We start from the raw sequence: 23,343 nt of genomic DNA on the forward strand, positions 1-23,343 counted from the left end.
GGGAAATGAAATTGAAACGAATACTTGCCATTGGTCTGCTGGTATTTTTAGCGGGCTATGCAGTCTGGTTTGCCATCTTGCCTAAAGAACCTAAAGAAGGGCTGGAGGTTGGAAATAAGCCGCCCCAATTCGAACTTGAAATGCTAAATGGAGAAAACGTTCACTTAGATGACGTAAAAGGCAAAAAAGTGATGGTGAATTTCTGGGCTACTTGGTGTCCTCCGTGCGAAGCGGAGATGCCTGAAATGCAAAAGCTGCAGAATGAGCATCCGGATGATCTGGTTGTTCTTGCTGTAAATATGACGAATGCTGAAAAAAGCAGAGAAGATGTTGAGTCATTCATCTCAAAACGAAAACTTACCTTTCCTGTAGCCTTGGATAAGGATGGAAGAGTAAGTGTTCAATATGAAGTTTATTCGTATCCTACAACTTATTTTCTTGATGAAGAAGGAAACATTATGAATATTTCCCGCGGTGCTATGACAAAGGAAACAATGGAAAAGCTGCTGGAACTGTAACTGTAAGAGACTGCTCATCTTATTTGAACAGTCTTTTTTTGTTTTTTCTAAAAACTTGTACTATTTTTCTTGATTATGGCAAAACTGAATATAATACGTATGGAGGTGTCCCGCTTGAGAAAAATTAAAAAAATGACATTTGAGGAATTAGTTCTTGAAAATAAGAAGGAATTGCTGAAGGACCAGGAAGCTTTAAACCGGCTCGAGGAGAGAGTAGAGCAAAGGCTGCTTGATAAGCTCAGCTAAATCCCCAACACTTGGCTGTTATGATTGCCGCTCAACTGGTGAAGATAATAGTGAGGAGGCGAAAGATCATGACAAACTCGAATGATAAACAAAGCCATTTCACTCCAAACCACATTGGAACAAAATCAAGAGGTTTTGGCGGGAATAAAGGGAAAAAAATGCAAAATAAATCACATGAACATGCACAGGTAATGCAAACAAAAGGTGAGTAAGCAAAGAAGATGTTTCCATAAAATTATTATGTAAACTTACCGACTGTTTGCATTTCTTCTTATTTTAATCAAATTTAAAAAAGGATGTGTTCACATGGGTTATAAAGCAAATCCAGACGATCGTTCAGATAATGTTGAAAAGCTGCAGGATATGGTCCAAAATACAATCGAAAATATTGAAAAGGCACAAGAGACGGCAGAGTTTTCAAGCGGCGAAGAAAAAGCACGCATTGAAGCTAAAAACCACCGCCGTGAAGAAAGTCTTGAAGGTTTCCGTGCTGAAATCAGGGATGAGGCCTCTGCACGCGAGAATGGCTATTAATAACTAAAAACAAGGGATGTCCTAAAACAGGGACATCCTTTATCTTTTGTATGAAAAAGAGAGCGTATGGTATGATAATATTTATTCATTGACCTAAATTTTGGTGCTTCATAAGGAGAGGGAACACATATGCATGTTTCAAAAAAAGAGATAGAAGTAAGGTATGCAGAAACCGATCAGATGGGTGTCGTTTATCATGCGAATTATTTAGTATGGATGGAAGTGGGCAGAACGCAGTTGATTTCTGATCTGGGCTTTTCATATGCAGATATGGAGAAAGAAGGAATTATCTCACCAGTTATTGATCTGCAGGTTCAATATAAAAAACCGATGAAATACGGCGAGACAGTCAGAGTACATACTTGGATAGAAGAATATAACGGCTTCAAAGTGGCATACGGCTACGAAATGTACACACCTGAGGGAGAACTGGCTCTTCAGGCCGTTTCAAACCATGTGTGCGTCAAAAAAGAAAATTTCAAACCGATTCAGATCCGCAAAAAATATCCGGAATGGCACGCGGCATATGAAAAAGCGAAAAAGTAGGGATTTCTGTGGCATTTGGAATTAAACGCAAGGAACTTGCTCTTTGGAAAGGTCAGGTAGCAAAAGGAGAGCTTGCATTTCTGACCCATTTTTGGACAGATCCAAGATTTCCTGCCTCTCACGCAGTTACAAAAGCAGGCTGTTCTGATTTGCCTAAACTCATCAAGTGGGGAGAAACATTTGGATTAAGGAAAGAGTGGATTCATCATGACAAGGATTTTCCGCATTTTGACCTTATGGGAGATGTGCAAATTCGAGTATTAGAAGCACATAACCTTGTTGAACATATCAAGCGTTTCCGTTTACGTTAAAAAACCGCAGATTATTTATCTGCGGTTTTTTTATAATCAAAAACGGGTTCCCCTTTTTTTTCGTCAAAGTCAATGACCAAGTCATTTTGATCGAAATACCATATGTCACTTTCTTCAATAAAAAAGATGATCCCGTTTTTTTCTGTTTTTGCGCCGGCTTCCTTTGGCTGATCTTTCACTACACCTAAAGAAAAACCCTTTTGAATGGTGCTGCTTCCTCCGTAACGGACAAAAAATCGAAACGAATCTCCGCTTGCTACATTCATTTCCTTCTGATACCACTCTGCAGCTTTGTCACTAATATGTATATTCAATGAGTATCACTCCTTCTCTCATACGATACCACGAAAAGACAATTCAAAAACAGAATGATGCAAATTACTTTTATTTTTCTTCATTTAAATGCTGAAACATGTGCTCTTGAATCTCTTTATTTTGCGTCTGATCTACATTTTTCAGCTCTTTTACACGGTAAGTCTGATTGTTTTGACTGACGACAATTGTAGGAACGAAGCCTGGGTCCGTCAGCTCCACTGTTTTAGTTCCATTAGTAAGTGCTTTCGTCAGATTTATGGAGAAAATTCCGCCGATTTCTTTGTATTCGCCAACTTGACCTGATAAGAAATTTCCTAAAGAATACACGACAAATGTTTTATTTCCATTTTTTCCTTTTACCCATTCCATCGGCTGAAGGACATGGGGATGATGCCCGATAACTAAATGAACGCCCTGATCGGCCAGAAACTGTGCAAGCTCCTGCTGCTCCTCATTAGGAAGACGGATATATTCCACTCCCCAGTGCATGCTTACAATGACGGCATCTGAAAGCTTCTTCATTTCTTCAATATCTTTCATCATTTTGGGCTTATCAATTAAGTTAACGAGATGAGGTTTTCCTTCTGGAACTGGAATCCCGTTCGTGCCGTATGTATAAGCCAGAAACCCTAATTTCACGCCATTTTTATTGATGACCCGTGGAGTATCTGCATCTTGACTGTTGCGGTAGCCGCCCACATAAGGCATCCCGATTTCATCATAGCGGTCTGTGGCATTCAATATGGCCTTCTCGCCGCGGTCAAGCGTGTGATTATTTGCAATCCCGGCTATATCTACACCTGCATCCTGAAATGCATCTACTACCTCAAATGGGCTGTTAAATGACGGATAAGTGGATAAACCAATTTCAATGCCGCCAATCATTGTTTCCTGATTGGCGAATGTGATATCACTCTTGCCTATCAAAGGTTTTACCTCATTTATCATTGGTTTAAAATCATAAGTGCTGCCTGTTTTAGCATCATTGTATACGCGCCCGTGAATTAAAATATCTCCGATTGCCGAGAGTGTTACGGTTGATTTGAAGGATTTGGGCGGCTGATTCACATTCATTCCAGAATGCGCTTTCACAGGGTATTCCTTATCTTCCTTTGGTTCAGCCAAAAGAAAGAATGCCGCTCCGATTAAGGCCAGCAGAACGACAGCTGAGAGGATCCATTTCTTCATCATGTTGTTTTCTCCTATAATGATTCTTTTTCCTTATCATAAACGATAGGATAAAAAAAGGAAATCCTATTTATGCTGTAGAAAATTTAAAAAAAGCTGCCCGGGGGCAGCTTTAAATCCATTTTACTTTAGGTTCTGTTTTCTCTCTGATACGTTTAATATTGGCACGATGACGGTATATAACAAACAGGGCCAGAATGCTGACGACTGCAATTAATACCGGATCACCGATGAAAATGCTGAAAATAATGGCATAGATGCCAGTAAGCATGGATGACAGCGATACATACTTTGTTAAGTATAAGAGGAGGAAAAAGACAGCAAGCATCGTCACGAACATAAGCGGTGCCGAGAACAAAAGAATTCCTCCTGAAGTAGCAACTGCCTTGCCGCCTTTGAAATTGGCGAACAGCGGGTACGTATGGCCGATGACAGCGAAGATTCCGATCAGCAGCGGATGCACGTTTTCCAGGCCAAAAAAGAATGGGAGAGATGCTGCAAGCGTTCCTTTTAAAATATCCGCAATGGTCACAAGCAGTCCTGCTTTTACACCAAGAGTACGGAATGTATTCGTTCCTCCCAGATTTCCGCTTCCATGTTCACGGATATCAATTCCGTATCCCACTTTCCCGACAATAAGGCCTGAAGGAATGGAACCGAGTAAATAAGCTAAAATAATAATGGCTGCAATAATCAATGGATCCGCTCTCCTTAATCTATAATTGAATAAAACTATTTTATCATGTAACTAGCACTTAAGACTACGTCATAAAAAAGAAACGAAAAAAATTATGCAAAAGGAGTTTTTACTATGAGTATATCCATCCCACCCAGAGAAGAAATTGGAAAAATATTAAAAAAGAGCAAACGAATTGCTGTCGTTGGGCTGTCAGATCAGCCAGACCGCACTTCTTACATGGTCAGTCAAGCTATGCAGGATGCAGGGTATGAAATCATTCCAGTGAATCCAACGATAAAGGAAGCTTTAGGTGTGAAGGCAGTTGGTTCATTGAAAGAAATAGACGGTCATATTGACATTGTGAATGTTTTTCGCAGGTCAGAGCATTTACTTCCTGTTGCAGAGGAGTTCTTAGAAATTGATGCCGACGTTTTCTGGGCTCAATTAGGTCTAGTAAATGAGGATGCCTATCATTTGTTAAAAGATAAAGGCTTCACGGTTATTATGGACCGCTGCATTAAAGTAGAACACGCTTTAACAAAATGAAATCACAGGGGATGACCCTGTGATTTTCCTATGTTCTGATTCTTGAGAGAAGATGATGGTTTGGAAAATGCAGCAATCGCTCCTAAAACAACCGTCGCAGCACCTTTATAAACAAGTACACCTGCTGAGCCTAATCCATGGGGAGAAATGCTCCCGCTGTTGGAGCGGAAAGCATAGCAAGCGTGCAGTAAGCGGGGTTTTTTAAAGGTTTAAATAGACCTGCCTTCACAGCATAACCTTCTGTAAAATCAAGAATTTAACTTGCTGCTGCGCCTGTCAAGAAGCTTTTCTTCCATGCTGCGGGGGTCTTGTGACGGCGGAAGGGCACCCGTTTTTAATTGTTCTGCAGATTCATTTATCCAGCGGATTTCAGTTTCCAATTTCATTTCTGCATAGCGGATGCCAATCATTCCGATACTTGAAATAAATGAAGTGCCGTTTTGCTGCCAATGACGGACGTATTGAAGAAGCTCCGTACTTTCAGCTTTTCTTTTCTCCAGATGTGAAAGTAGAATAGTTTCATCCATTTCTGTATGCCATGCTGCCAATTTCATAAATAATTCATCTTTGACAGAAGGATAGGCCGGGGCTTCAGACAGCCAGTTTTCAAGTTTAATCCAGCCTTTTTTCGTCAGTTCATATTGCTTTTTCTGCCGGCCGCCCTGTTCTTTTAATAAAGAATAAATGTAGCCATTCTCCTCCAGGTTTTTAAGCTTGGGATAGATGCTCCCATAGCTCATTCCCCAAAAAAGACTTGAAGCTTTGGTCTCAAATTCACTTTTAATATCGTATCCTGTAGCGGGATTAAAACTGATCACTGCTAAAATAGAGTGTTCAATCGACAATGAGATGCCTCCTTATGGATTAATGTATCAAACTGATATATCATTATGATATATCCCAACAACTGCATTTTCAACATTTTTCCAAAATATTTTCAATTTCAGCTTGCATCTGCTAAGATTTAGTTTGCGAAATCCTTAGCAACAGATAAAATATAGCTTGGATATTTATTTTTTATACGTCACTTTTTCTAAACAATGGTAAACTTAAAAGAGAGTAAAGGTGCAGGACTTGTCACGTTGCCTGATGGTAAGATATGATATAGAAACATACGTTCTTAATGTGCAGCAATCTCTGACGTGACATTTGTTTTTTTGAAAGGAGCTTAAATCGTTTGGGTAAGCAGCAATTTGATTACAATGATGATGCGATTCAAGTATTAGAAGGATTAGAAGCAGTGCGGAAAAGACCGGGTATGTATATCGGCAGCACAGATGCGAGAGGCTTGCATCACCTCGTCTATGAAATCGTTGATAATTCCGTTGATGAAGCACTTGGCGGATTTGGAGATCATATAATCGTAAAAATACATAAAGATAACAGTGTCTCTGTTCAGGACAAAGGGCGCGGAATGCCCACTGGAATGCACAAGCTCGGAAAACCGACAGCGGAAGTCATTATGACTGTCCTGCATGCCGGAGGAAAATTTGGACAAGGCGGATATAAAACGAGCGGCGGTCTGCATGGGGTTGGCGCTTCTGTCGTTAACGCACTGTCTGAATGGGTTGTCGTTACCATCCACCGTGATGGATTTGTCTATGAACAGCGATTTGAAAATGGCGGTAAACCTGCAACAACACTTGAGAAACTTGGAAAATCAGGCAAGACAGGCACAATCATTCATTTTAAACCTGATCCTTCTATATTCAGCACAACAACCTATAACGCTGAGACATTAAGCGAGCGCTTACGGGAATCGGCATTTCTTTTAAAAGGCCTGAAAATTGAGCTGATTGATGAACGGAATCAAACAAAAGACGTTTATCACTATGAAACAGGGATAGAAGCCTTTGTCGCATACTTGAATGAAGAAAAAGATTCCCTGCACAATGTTGTTTCCTTTGAAGGGATACAAAACAGCATCGAAGTTGAATTTGCTTTTCAATTTAATGACGGTTATTCAGAGAACATCCTCTCATTCGTAAATAACGTGCGGACAAAGGACGGCGGAACACATGAAGCGGGTTCCAAAACAGCGATGACCCGTGCATTTAATGAATACGCAAGAAAAGTCGGCATTTTAAAAGAAAAAGATAAAAACCTTGATGGTTCGGATATACGCGAAGGGCTTTCAGCCATCATTTCCGTTCGGATCCCGGAAGAGCTCCTGCAATTTGAAGGTCAGACCAAAGGAAAGCTTGGTACAAGTGAGGCAAGATCTGCTGTTGATTCTGTCGTATCGGAAAACCTAGCTTACTTTTTAGAAGAAAATCCGGAGACAAGCACGCTTCTTGTCAGAAAAGCGATTAAAGCTTTTCAAGCAAGGGAAGCAGCACGAAAAGCCCGTGAGGAAGCAAGAACCGGAAAGAAAAGAAAACGTTCAGAGGCCACGCTCAGCGGAAAACTTACCCCCGCACAATCCAGAAATCCTCAGCGAAATGAAATCTATCTGGTTGAGGGTGATTCTGCCGGAGGTTCAGCGAAACAGGGCCGGGACAGACGCTTTCAGGCCGTTCTTCCTCTGCGTGGTAAAGTCATTAACACAGAAAAAGCCAAACTTGCCGACATCTTCAAAAATGAAGAGATTAATACAATCATTCATGCTATTGGAGCAGGTGTTGGAGCCGATTTCAATGTGGAAGACTGCAATTACGATAAAGTCATTATTATGACAGATGCTGATACAGACGGAGCACATATTCAAGTGCTGATTTTAACCTTCTTTTACCGCTATATGAAGCCGCTCATCGAAGCAGGCAAAGTTTTCATTGCACTTCCTCCTTTATACAAAGTCAGCAAAGGTGCTGGAAAGAAAGCGGTTGTGGAATATGCCTGGTCTGATGAAGAACTGCAGGTTGTTTTGAAAAAAATAGGAAAAGGCTATATGATACAGCGCTACAAAGGCCTTGGAGAAATGAACGCAGACCAGCTGTGGGAAACGACGATGGATCCCGAGACTAGAACGTTAATCCGTGTCCGCATTGATGATGCCGCACGTGCTGAGAGACGTGTCACAACATTGATGGGTGACAAGGTTGAGCCAAGACGGAAATGGATCGAAAGCAATGTTGCATTTGGATTAGATGAAGAAACAAACATCTTAGAAAACGAGAACTTATCCGTCGCAGAGGAGGAATAACTAAATGACACAGCCAGAAAAATTTCGCGATCTCCCTCTTGAAGATGTGATAGGTGACCGTTTTGGGCGTTACAGTAAATACATCATTCAAGACAGAGCATTGCCTGATGCACGCGACGGGCTAAAGCCTGTTCAGCGCAGAATCCTTTATGCTATGCATGTGGATGGAAATACAAATGACAAAAACTTCCGCAAATCAGCAAAAACAGTCGGTAATGTAATCGGCAACTACCATCCTCATGGTGATACATCCGTTTATGACGCCATGGTGAGGATGAGCCAGGATTGGAAGGTCCGCAATCTGCTGATTGAAATGCACGGAAACAACGGAAGCAATGACGGAGATCCTCCGGCTGCGATGCGTTACACAGAAGCAAGACTTTCTCCGATTGCATCCGAACTTCTGCGGGATATTGATAAACGTACGGTCGAATTTGTGCCAAACTTTGATGATACAAGCCAGGAGCCGCTCGTCCTGCCTGCGATGTACCCGAATTTGCTCGTAAACGGCTCAACAGGGATTTCAGCAGGCTATGCGACGGATATTCCTCCTCATCATCTCGGTGAAGTCATAGACGCTGTCATGAAACGGATCGATCAGCCGAACTGTTCGGTGGATGAACTGATGACGGTGATTAAAGGACCTGATTTTCCGACTGGAGGAATCATTCAGGGAATCGAAGGCATAAAGAAAGCCTATGAGACAGGAAAAGGCAAAATCATCATTAGAGGAAAAGCAGAAATAGAAAGCATAAGAGGCGGCAAGCAGCAAATCGTCATCACAGAAATCCCTTTTGAAGTGAACAAAGCGAATCTTGTGAAACGGATGGATGAGTTCAGAATTGAACGGAAGCTTGACGGGATTGCAGAAGTCCGTGACGAAACAGACCGTACCGGCATGCGAATCGTGGTTGAATTGAAGAAAGAAGCAGATGCACAAGGCATTCTGAACTATCTTTATAAAAACAGTGATTTGCAGGTGCCTTACAATTTCAATATGGTCGCCATTCATAACAGAAGGCCGACATTAATGACGCTTCCGACAATTTTAGATGCGTACATTGCTCACCAAAAAGAAGTCATCACAAACCGTTCTAACTATGACTTGCAAAAAGCGCGTGAAAGACAGCATATTGTTGAAGGGTTAATCAAGGCTTTATCCATTCTTGATGAAGTAATTGCGACAATCCGTGCTTCAAAAGACAAGCGGGATGCGAAAGATAACTTAATTTCTAAATTCCAGTTTACAGAGCTTCAGGCAGAAGCCATTGTATCCTTGCAGCTTTATAGATTAACTAATACGGATATTACAGCCCTTCAAAATGAAGCGAAAGAGCTTGATGAAAAAATCACAGCCCTTCTTGAAATTTTGAACAATGAAAAAAGGTTGTACCAAGTCATCAAAGCGGATTTGAAAAAAATCAAAAAGACGTATGCTGATGAGAGAAGATCTGTGATTGAAAATGAAATTCAGGAAATTAAAATCAATCTTGAAGTGATGATTGCTTCAGAAGATGTCATCGTCACAGTAACGAAAGACGGCTACATTAAACGCACAAGCGGACGATCCTATGCAGCATCAAACGGACAGGACTTTGGAATGAAGGAAACAGACCGTTTGCTTGCCAAGTATGACGTCAACACAACAGAAGTCGTTCTTCTCTTTACGAATAAAGGAAATTACATCTATTGCCCTGTCCATGAATTGCCTGATATCCGCTGGAAAGACCTCGGCCAGCATATAGCCAATATCGTGAATCTAGAGCGGGATGAACAGCTGATAAAAGCCATTCCGGTTAAAGACTTTACCACTGAACAATACTTGCTGTTTGTCACTAAAAACGGCATGGTCAAAAAAACGGAGTTAAAGCTTTACAAAGCACAGCGATATTCCAAAGCATTAATGGCTTTAAACTTGAAAAATGATGATGTCCTGATTGATGTGCATGTTACATCTGGAAAAGATGATCTCTTTATTGCTACTCAGTTCGGGTACGGCTTATGGTTTTCAGAGGAAGAAGTGAACATCGTAGGAGCAAGAGCAGCGGGTGTGAAAGGCATCAACTTAAAAGAGGGAGATTCCGTAGTCGGAGGCTCGGCATTCAGAGCGGGAGAAATTCCTCAAGTTGTCATTGTGACACAAAGAGGGGCCGCAAAAAAAATGTCACTCAAGGAATTTGAAAAAACCTCACGTGCAAAACGGGGACTGATTATGCTGCGCGAGCTTAAAAATAACCCTCACCGGTTAGTCGGCATGCAGATCATTAAGCCGGAAGACACGATTATGATCAAAACAGAAAAAGGTCAGATTGAAGAAATTGCACCTCAAACCTTAAGAGCAAATGATCGTTACAGCAACGGTTCATTTTTCATAGATGAAGGAGATTCGGGATCTGTAAAAGAAGTATGGCGCTTAACTAAATAACGAAAATGAAAAGACATCCTCAGAAAATAGAGGATGTCTTTTCATTTTCGTTATTTGTTTTTTGTAAAGTAATCAGTGAATGCATGCATAATCTCGATTCCCTGATACAAAAATAGACTGACAGCTGTTAATGAAAAACCTGTCACCATAATAAGTCTCAGCCAGAACATCGCGTCGCCCTCCTTACGTTTAGTCTCTAGGATGGAAGCGATGTTTTGCCGTAATAAGATGATTGGTAAAAAACAGCCATTAAGAATTTCTTCCTGAACTGCCACCCTGCCAGCAAGGCGATGGAAAAGACAGCAGCTAAAAGTGAAGATTCAATTTCTGCCAGATTGTGTTTTATGAAAAAAGGGAACTTCTGATCCTCTTTTTCATCAGCAGAGTATGGTTTTACATGCTCCTCAAGATCAAAAGCAGGAGCAGCATTGTGATGCTGATGCACGTGCGGAACTGAACCTGACAGGAGCAGGGCAATGAGAAAAAGAAAGAGATACTGTCTCATAACACTCCTCCTTTTTTATAATAGAACTATCATAACGCACATTTCCAATTAAGCATAGAGAAAATTTTATTGTTTTTTCCCTGCAAATTGACAAAAAGTGATATAATATTCCTTTGTCATGACAGATGAACTGACATGAAAACGAAATATTCATTATTTTCAGGAGGTTTTCTATGGATTTTATTAATGCCATCATATCGGGCGGAAATACAATTCTATGGTCTTACTTATTGATTTATTTGCTTGTAGGACTTGGATTATATTTCACTGTTCGCTCAAAATTTGTGCAATTTCGGTATTTTGGAGAAATGTTCAGGCTTTTAAAAGAACCCGGCATGACATCAAAGGAAGGGAAAAGAGGCATTTCTTCCCTGCAGGCATTCTTTATCAGCGCAGCTTCGCGTGTGGGCACAGGAAACCTTGCCGGTGTTGCGATTGCGATTGCAGTCGGCGGACCTGGAGCCGTTTTCTGGATGTGGCTTATTGCTTTAATAGGAATGGCAACTAGCTTTGTAGAAAGCACACTTGCACAAGTATACAAAGTAAAAGACGGAGATCAGTTCCGCGGTGGACCAGCCTACTACATGGAAAGAGCGCTTAATGCAAAATGGATGGGCATTCTGTTTGCTGTATTGATCACATTATGTTTTGGATTAATTTTCAATGCGGTTCAGGCCAATACGATCGCTCTTGCCTTTGACAGTGCGTTTAACGTGAACAAAACGGTTATGGGTATCATCCTGGCCGTCTTTACAGGAATCATCATTTTCGGCGGGCTGAAGCGCATCGCTGCAGCGACTCAAATTATTGTTCCTGTCATGGCTTTAATCTACATAGGTGTCGCACTTGTTGTTGTGATCTCAAATATCACTGAGGTTCCATCTGTAATCGCCGTGATCTTCTCAAATGCATTTGGCTTTGAGCAGGCAGTCGGCGGAGGAATTGGAGCAGCTATTGAAAACGGAATTAAACGAGGCTTGTTTTCAAATGAAGCAGGTATGGGGAGTGCGCCGAATGCAGCTGCAACGGCAAGCGTAACTCATCCGGCAAAACAGGGCTTTATCCAGACACTTGGAGTTTTCTTTGACACCATCATTATCTGCAGTACAACTGCATTCCTTATTCTATTGTTTGATACAACTCCTGACTCTGCATTAGACGGTATTCAGATTACCCAGGCTGCATTGCAATCGCATATCGGTGATTGGGCAGGAACATTCCTTGCCGTTGCAATTCTCCTGTTCGCATTCAGTTCGGTTATCGGGAATTACTACTATGGAGAAACGAATATTGAATTTTTAAACGGCAATAAATCAGTGTTATTCATCTACCGATTAGCCGTCATCGGCATGGTGATATTCGGCTCTGTGTCAGGTTTCCAGATGATATGGGACATGGCTGATCTATTTATGGGTCTAATGGCTGTTACGAACCTGATTGCGATTCTGCTCTTATCAAAGCTTGCATTTGCTGTTTTGAAAGATTATGGACGCCAGCGTAAAGAAGGAAAAAATCCTGTATTCAGAGCAAGCACCATTAAAGGGCTTAAAAACACGGAATGCTGGGGAGACAATGAGATAGAAGAATCTAAATAAAAATAAAACACCGATTTTTATAATCGGTGTTTTATTTTTTAATAAGTCTGCCTTTTAGAAAGCATCAAATTACGGTCAACAGTCAGATGATAGGTTTCAGTTTCAAAACCTCTGGAAGTATTTAAATCCAGGACATCAATCGAGAGAGAAACATCTGTATATGCTGATCCTCTTAAATCATCCTCTAACGGTACTGCTAAATCCCTTGTCTCATTGGAAGAAATCTTTAAAAGCTCTTTTGATTCCTTTCTGACGCCATTTTCATAAAATACAAGATTGAGTTTATAAGCTATTTGATCTTTATCCGCTATCCGAAACCGCAGTTCCTGATCCCTGGTATGAAGCAGTTCAGGAGTCTTGATGTAGCGGGAATCATCGATTTTCAAACCGCTTGCTTCTTCCAAGTAGCGGAACATCTTTTTATTATTAAGCACATTTGGAATGCGTTCATTTTCGTGCTGTGTTTTTAAATAAAAAGGTTCATTGCTTTCCTTGACCTCTTGTACATCCGTTTTTCTAGAAGATCCATATAATAGAACATAATCATCAGCAATAATTTCTTGAGGGTACCATTTGTGGTCACCTTCTGTATAACGCCAAAATGCATCCCAGCGAACAGGAGAATCAGAAATGCCCCTGATTTTACTCCACTGAGAAAAAGGCAGATGGTGAGAAAACACGTAATGATAAGCAAAATGATGACCATACTCATGGGAAAGGGTATCCCTGAATGAAGAAACTTCGGTATATTTATTACCTTGATACAATGTAATACTGTCTGTTAATGCATGAAAGCTACCTTTGGTTGAAGATTTTCCTAATGAACCGCCTCTGATCCGCACCTCTTGAAGCAAGGCAAGTTCATCTCCGTGCTTATTTTGAATCAGCTCTTTGTATAACTTTTGGAGTTTCTTTTCATCCCACGCTTCTGTATAGCTAAGAAACATAATTCCTTCAGGAGATTGATAGCTTGCCTGATAGTCTGAATCATAGACCAAAGGGTCCAGGCTCAGCAGAAACGGAAAAGAGAGAAGAAGTATTAGAACCATTTTCATCACCTATTCACTTCCTCAGAACCCATTCTATCATGCATGAAGGCGCAGTTTGGCTGCATGATTTTTCCAATAAATGTTTGTAAAGAAAGGCGTGCTAATTCTCCTAAACTTATTCACAGGAATGATACTATTCTGATATCTCCTCTTCACATTCCATATACAATGATCTAGTAAACTATAGCTGTTGGAAAAAATAGAGAATGGGAGACGATAAAATGAATAAAAAGTGGGCAGCGGGAGCGGGTATAGCGCTCGCATTGTTAATTAGTCCAATCACACAGCCATCTTCAGCAGAAGCAGCGGAAACAAAGATTGATAATGTAGCGCATCGGGGAGCTTCAGGATATGCACCTGAGAACACGATTGCAGCTTTTGACAAAGCGGTCGAAATGAAAGCTGATTACATTGAGATTGATGTTCAAAGAAGCAAAGACGGTGAATTAGTTGTGATACATGATACGACTGTAGACCGTACCACAGATGGCAGCGGCCCCGTTCAAAGTTTAACGTACAATGAATTAAGAAATCTTGATGCCGGAAGCTGGAAAGGCACAGAATTTGCAGGTGAAAAGATCCCGTCATTTGATGAAATCCTTGATCGATATCACGGAAAAACAGGAATATTGATCGAGCTTAAAGCACCAGAGCTCTATCCGGGAATTGAGGAGAGCGTTGCTCTTGAGCTGAAAGAAAGAAACTTAGACAAGCCTCAAAATGAAAAAATAATTATCCAATCGTTTAATTTTGAATCTATGAAAAAAATGAATGATCTGCTTCCAAAAGTACCGATTGGAGTCCTGACATCATCCAGATTACATACAACACAGCAAGCATTAAAAGAATTCAGCTCTTACGCAGACTATTTCAACCCAAGTTATACAATCGTCACTAAAGAGCTAGTCAATCAAGTACATGAAGAAGGAATGAAAATTCAGTCATGGACAGTCCGCAGCCAAGAAACAGCTGATTTTCTTTTAGAGATGCAAGTGGATGGAATTATTACGGATTATCCGGATTATGTAGATCCGAAATAAGAAAAAAAGATCGATCCTATTTTATGAGGATCGATCTTTTTTTGAAATAGAAAAACTAAATTTAATTTAATTAAACCATGTTCTAAATAATCATTTATAAAATCACTGCTCAGACACAATCAGCGAAGTAATTATGATTTGTATTACTTTATCGTCAACAGAATGAAGACTCTAACATTTCTTATTTTGCAAGAATAAAACGCTGCATAACAAGAGCAATAGAGTTTCAGTGCAAATATTCTTAATATTGACAATATTTACAGCCTGTCCTAATATTGGAACTAAAGTTTTACATAGTGAAACTGAAAGGGGGTTTTTATCTTCAGCGAGGTGATTAAAACAGTAGAAAAATCCTTCGGAATTTTAGAAGTGATTGCACAGAAGCCGATGACATTTATTGAATTAGTAGAGAAGCTTGACAGCAATAAAGCAACTGTGCACCGATTTTTATCTTCGCTTGAGCAGCTGGGGTATATCACAAAAAACAACCAAGAAAAATTTATCTTATCTCAGAAATGGTTTCAACTGGCATTTCAGGCACAAGATCAGCTTGATATTGTTGAAACGGCACGGCCTTTCTTAGAAAGCATAGCCAACAAGGTTCAGGAAAGCGTTCTATTAGCTCAGTATCTTGGAGATCAGGTGCTTTATGTAGAAAAGGTTGAAACAAATCTGGCAGCCCGAATTGTTCTTGACGTAGGAAAACAAGCGCCTCTCCATTGTGTAGCTTCAGGGAAATTATACCTGGCGCATTTATCTCCGCAGCTTCTCGAGCGGTATTTATCAAAAAACCCGTTAAAGTCTTTTACAGAAAACACGATAACTGAAAAAGAATCCTTGCTTCCTGAATTAAAAAAGATTTGTGAAAGGGGATATGCAACAGATCAAGAAGAATGGGAGAAGGGTTTAAAAGGGATTTCTTTTCCGATATTTAACGGAAGAAAAGAACTGGCTGGAGCGCTTTGCATTGCCGGTCTGGCTTTTCGTTTTACAGATGAACAGATTGAGGATATTATCGAACCTGCATTGTGCGCCACTCAAGAGATTTCAAAGAGATTGGGTTATGTGAGCAAAGGAGGAATTCTAATCTGATGAAAAAGATTCTGTTTATTTTTGTAAGCGCTATCTTTCTTTTAACTGCAGCTGGATGCAGCAGTGTAATCACCTCTAACGAGAAGAAAAGCTATAATTTAAAAATGTCAGTAACTGTTAATGATTCATCCACCTGGTACCAGGCAGCTGAAAAATTTGCCGAAGAAGTGGAAGAAAAGACAGATGGCCGCATTAAAACAAAAGTATATGCAAACGAACAGCTATCTGCAGGTGATTCAGCAAAAGGGGTAGAGATGCTTTTAAAAGGCTCAACAGATTTCAGTTATCATTCTCCGATTATTTATTCCGTCTTTGAAAAGCGGTTAGGTGTAGTGAGTGCGCCTTTTCTTTTTAAAGATTTACATGAGGTGGATGAAAAAATGAACGGTGAAGGTGGAAGGGCATTAAATGAAATTCTGCTTGAAAATGGGATTGAACCGTTAGGCTTTGGTCAAAATGGGTTTCGCCAGGTAACAAATGATGTCAGACCGATTCAAACACCTGAAGACATAGAAAATATGAAAATACGAATTCCAGGAATTAAGATGTATTCAGATCTTTGGAGGGGCTTAGGAGCAGATCCTACAACAATGGCTTTTTCAGAAGTATTTTCAGCCTTGCAGCAAGGCACAATTGATGGTCAGGAAAATCCAATTGATGTCATCAGTTCATCAAAGTTAGAAGAGGTTCAACAATATATTACAATGTGGAACTATTCTTATGATCCTCTCATTTTCGGAATGAACAAAGAAAAATTTGACAGCATGCACTCAGATGACCAAAAAATCATAAAAGAAGCAGCGAAACATGCAAATGAATTTCAAATTGACCTTGCAAGAGAAAAAGAGAAAGAGCAAATTGAGGCATTAAAAGCAGCCGGAATGGAATTTGTGTATCCTTCAGAGGAAGAACTTGAAGCCTTCCGAAAAGCATCTGAAAACATTTATGACGAGTATGAAGATGTTTGGGGAAAAGAACTGCTTGATGCATTTAAAAAATAAAAAGGAGATGATTGGTTATGTCAAAAGTGATCAGCAGCATTGAAAATTTTTTTCTTGCCGCAACTATGCTGACGATGTCTGTCATTACGTTTGCTAATGTAATAACCAGGTACTTTTTTCATTACTCTCTATCCTTTACAGAAGAGATCACAATAAACCTCTTTGTCTTACTCACCTTCCTGGGGGCTGCTGCAGGACTAAGAAAGAATGCTCATCTTGGCTTTTCCTTGCTGTTTGAGAAAGCGAACGTATTAGGCCAAAAAATACTGATCATTTTTGGAACCGCTCTCATTTCAGCTGTTTTCATCCTGTTTGCATACTACGGGTATGAAATGGTCCGTTTTCAAATGGAAAGAAACTTAATCACTCCTTCTCTTGGAATCAAACAATGGATGTTTTCAATTGTTTTTCCTATAGGCTGTCTGTTCTGTCTCTATCGGACAATTGAGGCAGGCGCTATTGAATGGGCAACTTTAACTAAACAATCAGAAAGAGAGATGAAAGCATGAATGCTCTTTTGTTATTCGGTCTCTTCGCATTATTGGTCCTGATTAGAATCCCTATAGCAATTGCACTTGCGGCATCATCTATTTCAGTTCTCTTATTAAATTGGGGTCCTTCAAGCTTAACCTTGCTTCCTGATGTTTTGTATCCCAGTATAGCCAAGTTTACACTGCTCGCGATCCCCTTTTTCATCCTTGCAGGAGTCATTATGGAGTATGCAGGGATTTCCCGAAGGTTAATTCATTTTGCAAATGTATGTGTGGGGCATTATAAAAGCGGCATTATTCTGGTTACTGTCATTACAGCTATCTTTTTTGCCGCTATTTCCGGCTCAGGTCCCGCTACCGTCGCAGCCATTGGGGGAATCCTGATTCCAGCTTTAGTGAAGAATGGCATGAAGAAAGAATCTGCCAGTGCCCTATTAGCAAGTTCAGGCGCGATCGGCATTGTCATTCCGCCAAGTATAGCCATGATTGTTTTTGCTGTTGTAGCAGGTGATCAATTAAATGTTTCAATCGGAAGATTATTCATTGCAGGTGTTATACCTGGTCTTTTATTAGGAGCAGGTTTTATAGCTGCTGCAATCTATGTGAAAAAACGCGATTTATTGAAACAGAATATCGAAGTAAATGAAGTTGCTGCAGCCCTTGAGGTTAGAGCAAAAGCAACACCTGGTGAAACCTTTCAGGCCTTTAAGGATGCGATTTGGGGTCTCCTGATGCCGGTTATTATTCTTGGCGGCATTTATGGCGGGATTTTCACTCCGACTGAAGCAGCAGTAATAGCTGTATTTTACGGATTTTTTGTAGGTATCTTTATTTACAGAGATTTAAAATTAGCAAATATTTACCGCATCCTCTATGAATCAGCCGCTCAGACAGCAGTCATCATGTTAATTGTAAGTTCTGCCTCTTTGTTTGCCTACATCATTACAACAGAACAAATAGCTGAGAATATGGCCAATTCTCTTTTATCCATCAGTTCAAATCCAATTATCATCTTATTGATTATTAATCTTATTTTGCTTATCGCAGGCGCCTTTATAGATGCTATTTCAGCATTTTACATCTTCGTTCCTATCCTGATTCCAGTCATTATTCATTTCAATATTGATCCAACTGTTTTTGGCATCTTTATGACTGTTAATCTAGCAATAGGGTTATTTACTCCACCTGTCGGAATAAACCTGTATGTTGCCTGCGGTATAGGCAATGTAAAGCTTCATCATCTTTCAAAAGCTATTTTGCCATTTTTAATTGCAGCTGTCATTGTGCTGCTGTTAATAACGTATATCCCTGCTATATCAACATTTTTACCGGATATATTTGGAGTTTAAAAAATCATTATTATTACTAAATAGGAGGTTATCTTATGGAAAAGCTGAAAGGTCAAGTAGCCATAATAACAGGAGGTTCAAGAGGAATAGGAGCGGGAATAGCCTATCGTCTTGCAGGAGAAGGAGCTCATATCGTGATAATAGATGTGCTTGAAGCAAGCGAAATGATTGATAAAGTCACGAAAGATTTTCCGGACATACAAGTGAGATCCCATCAAGCGGATATCCGGGACATTGCGGCTATTCAGACTCTAGTAGACGAGACTGTTCAGGAATTTGGCCGTATAGATATTTTAGTAAATAATGCAGGTACATGCAGCAGGTTCGACTTGGAAGAAATGACAGAAGACATGTGGGATCAGGATTTAAATACAAATTTAAAAGCAACTTTTTTCTTCATGCAAAAAGTCGTTTACCCTCATATGATTTCACGCAATTATGGAAGAATCATAAATATTAGTTCGATTTCTGGGATGAATGGGGGGCATGTTTCAAGCTTTGATCCTGATAGTTTAAAAGGAAGATCAGGTCCAGCCTATGCGGCAAGCAAAGGCGGAGTCATTGCCCTTACGAAATGGGCTGCAAAGGAGCTTGGCTCTACTGGAATTACATGCAATAGTGTTGCACCTGGAGCAGTGGAATCAGCCATCACAAAAGGAATGGCATATAATCTCGACAACCAGGTTGTAAAAAGGATGGGACTTCCTGAAGATATTGCTGAAGCCGTCTGCTATTTCAGCCTTCCTGAAGCAAGCTACACGACAGGACAAGTCCTGAGAGTATGCGGCGGCGCTGTCTTTGCGTAGGAAAGAGATAAGAACAGGAGGAATGAAATGCGGAAATCTCATTCAGTTTATGATGCTGAGAGCGGTGTTCTGATAGGAGCGCTCACAAGAGATGATGATCTGCTGACAGGAATCTTAAGACAGTGTGAACTGCATGGCATAAAGGCAGGCAGTTTTTCGTGTATAGGATCATTGAAAACAGTCAGCTATATGAAACTCAAGCATGAGAACGGCACACTTTCTTATACAGAGCCAATAAATGAAGCAAGGCCTGTTGAACTGCTAAATGGAACTGGCTTTATAGGAATCAAAGAAGATGGAAGTTTAGATATCCATTTTCATGGTGTCTTTATAGATGAGACAGGAGCCATATCTGGAGGACACTTTATTGAAGGCGGAAATATGGTGGCCATTACGATTGAATTTTCAGTTGCTGTTGTTTCAAATGCTGTTGTTAAAAGAGAGAAAGATCCTGAAATGGGCTTCCGTATTTTTAATTTTTATGGAAAAGAGGGGCTGTCGGAATGGAAACAATAGCTGGCTTTGCGAAAAAGGCCATTGTTCAGTTTGGTCATAAAGTGGCTGTGAAAGATCGTTTTCGTTCATTCACTTATACACAATTAGGGGAACGTGCTTACAAACTTGTAAATATTATGAGGAACATGGGAATGAAGAAAGGTGATCGGTTAGCTGCGTTAATGTCAAACCGCATTGAACATATTGAACTTGATTTAGCGTGTGCATTTGGCGGTTTCATCAAAGTTCCGCTTAATTATCGTCTGCATCCAAAAGAGCATGAGTATATGTTAAAGCAATCAGGGACTAAAATTGTCATTGGAGAAGATAAGCTTCTGCATCAGATAGAGTCTGGCATAAGGAAAATCAGTGTCGGGAACCAATATGAGGGGCTGCTTGCAGAAACAGAAATGTGTGTTATTCACGAGCAAGTAAATGAAGATGATGTGTTTGCCATTATGTACACCTCCGGCACAACCGGAAAACCTAAAGGCGTGATGCTGACACACCGCAATATTGTCTCAAGTGCCTTATCTCTTTCTATGGCTTGTGAGATTACATGGGGAGATGTCATTGGCCATGTTGCCCCTTTAACGCATGGTTCTAATTTTCTTTCACATGCGTCATGGATTTTTGGCTTAACCCAAATCATTTATGACAAATTTGAACCAGAAGATTTTTTAGACGACATATATAAGGACAAAGTAAGCATTATATTTTTGGTTCCTACGATTGTAAATTTATTATTTCAAAGCTCAACATTTGACCCTAAGAAACTTCAGTATGTTAAATCCATTAATATGGCGGGTTCTCCGATTGCGTCAAGCAAACTGAGTGCTGCCATATCTCAAGCGGGGGATATTTTTGTTGAGACCTATGGCCAAGTTGAGGCTCCGATGACCATTACGGTTATGCCAAGAGAAGAGCTTAAAAATCACTTGGAATCATGCGGTTTAACGGGATCATTTGTGGATATGAAAATTGTTGATGACAATGGGAATAGCGTTGAACAGGGAAAAATCGGAGAAATCATATGCAAGGGATCACTCGTTATGAAAGGCTATTGGGATAATACGGAAGCGACTTCAGAAACATTGAAGGATGGCTGGCTTTATACAGGTGATTTGGGATGGGCAGATGAAAATGGATTTCTCCATCTTGTTGACAGAAAAAAAGAGGTCATTATTTCAGGAGGGCTGAATATTTATCCCCGTGAAATAGAAGAAGTGTTAAATAAGCATACTTCAGTAAAAGAAACCTGTGTCATCGGCCTGCCGTGTGAACAATGGGGTGAAAAGATCGCAGCATATGTTGTTCTTAAAGACGGTGAAACAGCAGATGAAGAAGAGCTCATTAATCTGTGCATGCAGCATTTGGCAAGCTTTAAAAAACCAAAAGTCATTCAGATTTTGGATCAGCTTCCAAAAAGCTCATATGGAAAAATTTTAAAACGAGAAGTAAAACAGCTCTATGGAGGTGTAAATGCGTGAAACAGGTAGCGGTATCAGGGATAGGAATGACCAAGTTCGGCACACATAGAGACCGTTCAGTGAAAGATCTGCTGTTGGAAGCGAGTTTAAATGCTCTGAAGGAAGCAGAATTTCCACGCATAGACGCAGTATTCGCCGGAAATTTCATGTCGGGTGTTCTTGCTGAACAAGAAATACTGGGTTCTGTCATTGCGCATGATTTAGGTTTAGGACCAATCCCAACGGCAAAGATGGAAGGTGCATGCGCAAGCGGGGGAATCGCATTCAGACATGCTTATGAAATGATCCGGGCCGGAGTCTATGACACGGTATTGGTCGCTGGAGTTGAAAAAATGAAGCATGCTTCAACTGAAACGGTTATGCAGGCAATAAACGGTGCTATGGACACTGAATCCAATGAGAAAAGAGCGGGTCTTACATTTCCAGGATTCTTCGGTATTTTAGCAAATCGGTATTTTTATGAAACAGATGCGTCAAAAAAACATTTAGCCATGGTGGCTAAGAAAAACCGGGATTATGCTATTCAGAACCCTAAAGCGCAATACCGGGAAGCGGCAACACTGGAAGAAATGATGAATGCCAGGATGATAACGGATCCGCTTGGATTGTTTGATTGTTCGCCAATAACAGATGGAGCCGCAGCAATTATTTTAACCAGAGGAGAAAAAGGGATCATTGTACGTTCATCATCCCAAGCTTCCGGACCTACTCAAGCGCAGGAAATCGAAGACCTTCTGACCATAACAGCAATAAAAGAATCAGCCAGACAAGCCTATGAACTGGCAGGTCTGGGTCCGGATGATATCGATGTTGCCGAGCTTCATGATTGTTTTACCATGACGGAAATTCTGGCAATTGAGGCGTTGGGATTTGCAAATAAAGGGGAGGGATGGAAAGCGGTAGAACAGGGTTTAACAAAACACGGAGGCAAGGTGCCGGTTAATACCAGCGGAGGATTGCTTTCACGCGGACATCCAATCGGAGCAACCGGAATTGCGCAAATTTATCAGATCGTAAGTCAATTAAGAGGAAATGCATGTAATCAAGTAGCGGGTGCAAAAATCGGACTGGCGCAAAATTTAGGCGGAACAGGCTCTTATTCAACAGTCCATATTTTCGAGAATAGGCGGTGATCAATGTGAACTTTGAAAAGTTTGTATGTGCATCATGCGGCAAGTCATCCGTCCGCGCAAGAATTGTGTGTCCAGCATGCAAGTCTGCAGAATTTATTAAGCAACAAACAGAAGGAACTGGCAAGGTTTATTCGTTCACAAAGGTTCATATCTCTTCTGAAGAATTTAAACATTTAACACCATATTATATAGTTGTAGTCGATTTAGCCTCTGGAGATCGGGTTACTGGAAGGATAAAAGATGAGATACTGATAAATGATGATGTTGAATTGCTTTCGTATGAAGAGGATGTATATACTTTTTCACGAGTGTAAACTACTATAAAGACTGGATAATTCCATTTACTCTGAGGTAATTACAATTCAGCTTAAATGGAATTATCCTTTTTTTGTTATTTGAAGAAGAAAGCAGACAAAACAAAAAAATTAATAAAACTATGTTCTAAATAATCACAAAGAAAATTGTTCTCAGACCAAAAGAGATGAAATACAGGAATTAGAAATACTGCTGTATACAAAATGAAAAAAGAACCAGACTCAAGAAAAGTTTTAATGTCAGAGTTATTATGTAAACTAAACAAGAGAGGTTATATAGGAATTAAATGAAGAATCAAACTTACAACTAAATGTTTAATTAACAACTGCAGCAAACTATTGGAACAAACCAGAGTATTTGAGATTAAACTTTATGATAATAAATCAGCGTAAAACTGAATGGTGATAATGAATGAATTAAATAATTGTACTAATTAAATGAAGCTAACGTAGAAATGCTTAAATTTTTCATTTTGTCTCATTATCTTAAGTTTACTTAGCTTATGAGACGGATTATATACCTTATAATATAA

General features: G+C 40.1%; 26 protein-coding genes. 20 read left to right on the forward strand and 6 right to left on the reverse strand.

The features are described 5' to 3' along the window. Nucleotides 1-5 precede the first annotated feature (5 nt). From AC3ISE_RS10280 to AC3ISE_RS10305, 6 genes are all read left to right on the forward strand, one after another. On the forward strand, nt 6-518 hold the full coding sequence (locus AC3ISE_RS10280) for a TlpA family protein disulfide reductase (RefSeq protein WP_489224097.1): 513 nt from the start codon (nt 6-8) through the stop codon (nt 516-518). 105 nt (nt 519-623) lie between these two features. Next, a complete protein-coding gene (locus AC3ISE_RS10285; RefSeq protein WP_375142520.1) occupies nt 624-764 on the forward strand; it encodes an FbpB family small basic protein in 141 nt (46 codons plus the stop codon). 68 nt (nt 765-832) lie between these two features. Continuing rightward, nucleotides 833-976 (forward strand): acid-soluble spore protein N, encoded by a 144-nt coding sequence (locus tag AC3ISE_RS10290; RefSeq protein ID WP_070877360.1) that lies wholly within the window; start codon nt 833-835, stop codon nt 974-976. 94 nt (nt 977-1,070) lie between these two features. After that, nucleotides 1,071-1,298: a small acid-soluble spore protein Tlp gene (gene tlp / locus AC3ISE_RS10295; RefSeq protein ID WP_489224098.1), complete on the forward strand. Its 228-nt coding sequence runs from the start codon at nt 1,071-1,073 to the stop codon at nt 1,296-1,298. Nucleotides 1,299-1,427: 129 nt separating this feature from the next. Continuing rightward, nucleotides 1,428-1,844 carry an acyl-CoA thioesterase gene (locus tag AC3ISE_RS10300; protein WP_191556956.1) on the forward strand — a complete coding sequence of 139 codons (417 nt, stop codon included), beginning with the start codon at nt 1,428-1,430 and terminating at the stop codon, nt 1,842-1,844. An 8-nt stretch (nt 1,845-1,852) separates the two neighbouring features. Next, nucleotides 1,853-2,155 carry a hypothetical protein gene (locus AC3ISE_RS10305; RefSeq protein ID WP_489224099.1) on the forward strand — a complete coding sequence of 101 codons (303 nt, stop codon included), beginning with the start codon at nt 1,853-1,855 and terminating at the stop codon, nt 2,153-2,155. Nucleotides 2,156-2,166: 11 nt separating this feature from the next. Here the strand turns inward: AC3ISE_RS10305 and AC3ISE_RS10310 are convergent, their stop codons facing one another. From AC3ISE_RS10310 to plsY, 3 genes are all read right to left on the reverse strand, one after another. Beyond that, nucleotides 2,167-2,469 (reverse strand): HesB/YadR/YfhF family protein, encoded by a 303-nt coding sequence (locus AC3ISE_RS10310; RefSeq protein WP_489224100.1) that lies wholly within the window; start codon nt 2,467-2,469, stop codon nt 2,167-2,169. A gap of 70 nt (nt 2,470-2,539) precedes the next feature. Beyond that, nucleotides 2,540-3,658, reverse strand: coding sequence for a CapA family protein (locus AC3ISE_RS10315; protein ID WP_489224311.1), 1,119 nt, complete (start codon nt 3,656-3,658; stop codon nt 2,540-2,542). A 112-nt stretch (nt 3,659-3,770) separates the two neighbouring features. Then, nucleotides 3,771-4,355, reverse strand: a complete 585-nt coding sequence (gene plsY / locus AC3ISE_RS10320; protein WP_489224101.1) for a glycerol-3-phosphate 1-O-acyltransferase PlsY — start codon at nt 4,353-4,355, stop codon at nt 3,771-3,773. 114 nt (nt 4,356-4,469) lie between these two features. Between plsY and AC3ISE_RS10325 the strand changes: the two genes are divergently transcribed. Further along, a complete protein-coding gene (locus AC3ISE_RS10325) occupies nt 4,470-4,883 on the forward strand; it encodes a CoA-binding protein (RefSeq protein ID WP_489224102.1) in 414 nt (137 codons plus the stop codon). Between the two features lie 248 nt (nt 4,884-5,131). On the opposite strand, the gene AC3ISE_RS10330 is transcribed toward AC3ISE_RS10325, so the two are convergent. Then, on the reverse strand, nt 5,132-5,728 hold the full coding sequence (locus tag AC3ISE_RS10330; protein WP_489224103.1) for a helix-turn-helix transcriptional regulator: 597 nt from the start codon (nt 5,726-5,728) through the stop codon (nt 5,132-5,134). 332 nt (nt 5,729-6,060) lie between these two features. On the opposite strand from AC3ISE_RS10330, the gene parE reads away from it, so the two are divergent. Together parE and parC are read left to right on the forward strand one after the other, a co-directional pair. Further along, a complete protein-coding gene (gene parE / locus AC3ISE_RS10335) occupies nt 6,061-8,025 on the forward strand; it encodes a DNA topoisomerase IV subunit B (protein ID WP_489224104.1) in 1,965 nt (654 codons plus the stop codon). 4 nt (nt 8,026-8,029) lie between these two features. Further along, the gene (gene parC, locus AC3ISE_RS10340) at nt 8,030-10,450 is read left to right on the forward strand and encodes a DNA topoisomerase IV subunit A (protein WP_489224105.1); all 2,421 of its coding nucleotides are present in this window, start codon (nt 8,030-8,032) and stop codon (nt 10,448-10,450) included. 196 nt (nt 10,451-10,646) lie between these two features. Here the strand turns inward: parC and AC3ISE_RS10345 are convergent, their stop codons facing one another. Then, nucleotides 10,647-10,955, reverse strand: coding sequence for a hypothetical protein (locus tag AC3ISE_RS10345; RefSeq protein WP_489224106.1), 309 nt, complete (start codon nt 10,953-10,955; stop codon nt 10,647-10,649). 173 nt (nt 10,956-11,128) lie between these two features. On the opposite strand from AC3ISE_RS10345, the gene AC3ISE_RS10350 reads away from it, so the two are divergent. Further along, on the forward strand, nt 11,129-12,550 hold the full coding sequence (locus AC3ISE_RS10350) for an alanine/glycine:cation symporter family protein (RefSeq protein WP_489224107.1): 1,422 nt from the start codon (nt 11,129-11,131) through the stop codon (nt 12,548-12,550). A gap of 38 nt (nt 12,551-12,588) precedes the next feature. Here the strand turns inward: AC3ISE_RS10350 and AC3ISE_RS10355 are convergent, their stop codons facing one another. After that, nucleotides 12,589-13,608: a hypothetical protein gene (locus AC3ISE_RS10355; RefSeq protein ID WP_489224108.1), complete on the reverse strand. Its 1,020-nt coding sequence runs from the start codon at nt 13,606-13,608 to the stop codon at nt 12,589-12,591. Nucleotides 13,609-13,820: 212 nt separating this feature from the next. On the opposite strand from AC3ISE_RS10355, the gene AC3ISE_RS10360 reads away from it, so the two are divergent. From AC3ISE_RS10360 to AC3ISE_RS10405, 10 genes are all read left to right on the forward strand, one after another. Beyond that, nucleotides 13,821-14,639 (forward strand): glycerophosphodiester phosphodiesterase, encoded by an 819-nt coding sequence (locus tag AC3ISE_RS10360; RefSeq protein ID WP_489224109.1) that lies wholly within the window; start codon nt 13,821-13,823, stop codon nt 14,637-14,639. Nucleotides 14,640-14,969: 330 nt separating this feature from the next. After that, a complete protein-coding gene (locus AC3ISE_RS10365; RefSeq protein WP_489224110.1) occupies nt 14,970-15,731 on the forward strand; it encodes an IclR family transcriptional regulator in 762 nt (253 codons plus the stop codon). Then, nucleotides 15,731-16,732: a DctP family TRAP transporter solute-binding subunit gene (locus tag AC3ISE_RS10370; RefSeq protein WP_489224111.1), complete on the forward strand. Its 1,002-nt coding sequence runs from the start codon at nt 15,731-15,733 to the stop codon at nt 16,730-16,732. Before AC3ISE_RS10365 ends, AC3ISE_RS10370 begins: the two co-directional genes overlap by 1 nt. Before the next feature lie 17 nt (nt 16,733-16,749). After that, on the forward strand, nt 16,750-17,241 hold the full coding sequence (locus AC3ISE_RS10375) for a TRAP transporter small permease (protein WP_489224112.1): 492 nt from the start codon (nt 16,750-16,752) through the stop codon (nt 17,239-17,241). After that, nucleotides 17,238-18,572: a TRAP transporter large permease gene (locus tag AC3ISE_RS10380; protein WP_489224113.1), complete on the forward strand. Its 1,335-nt coding sequence runs from the start codon at nt 17,238-17,240 to the stop codon at nt 18,570-18,572. Before AC3ISE_RS10375 ends, AC3ISE_RS10380 begins: the two co-directional genes overlap by 4 nt. Nucleotides 18,573-18,607: 35 nt before the next feature. Beyond that, a complete protein-coding gene (locus tag AC3ISE_RS10385) occupies nt 18,608-19,378 on the forward strand; it encodes an SDR family NAD(P)-dependent oxidoreductase (RefSeq protein WP_489224114.1) in 771 nt (256 codons plus the stop codon). A 27-nt stretch (nt 19,379-19,405) separates the two neighbouring features. Then, a complete protein-coding gene (locus AC3ISE_RS10390) occupies nt 19,406-19,894 on the forward strand; it encodes a PCC domain-containing protein (RefSeq protein WP_489224115.1) in 489 nt (162 codons plus the stop codon). Then, a complete protein-coding gene (locus AC3ISE_RS10395) occupies nt 19,882-21,363 on the forward strand; it encodes a class I adenylate-forming enzyme family protein (protein ID WP_489224116.1) in 1,482 nt (493 codons plus the stop codon). The genes AC3ISE_RS10390 and AC3ISE_RS10395 overlap by 13 nt, the downstream gene beginning before the upstream one ends. Next, entirely contained in the window at nt 21,360-22,496 is a 1,137-nt protein-coding gene (locus tag AC3ISE_RS10400; RefSeq protein ID WP_489224117.1) for a thiolase domain-containing protein, read from the forward strand. Before AC3ISE_RS10395 ends, AC3ISE_RS10400 begins: the two co-directional genes overlap by 4 nt. Nucleotides 22,497-22,501: 5 nt before the next feature. Continuing rightward, nucleotides 22,502-22,810, forward strand: a complete 309-nt coding sequence (locus tag AC3ISE_RS10405) for a Zn-ribbon domain-containing OB-fold protein (protein WP_489224118.1) — start codon at nt 22,502-22,504, stop codon at nt 22,808-22,810. Nucleotides 22,811-23,343: the final 533 nt, after the last annotated feature.

The sequence above is a fragment of the Metabacillus sp. KH_069 genome, from assembly GCF_057838075.1.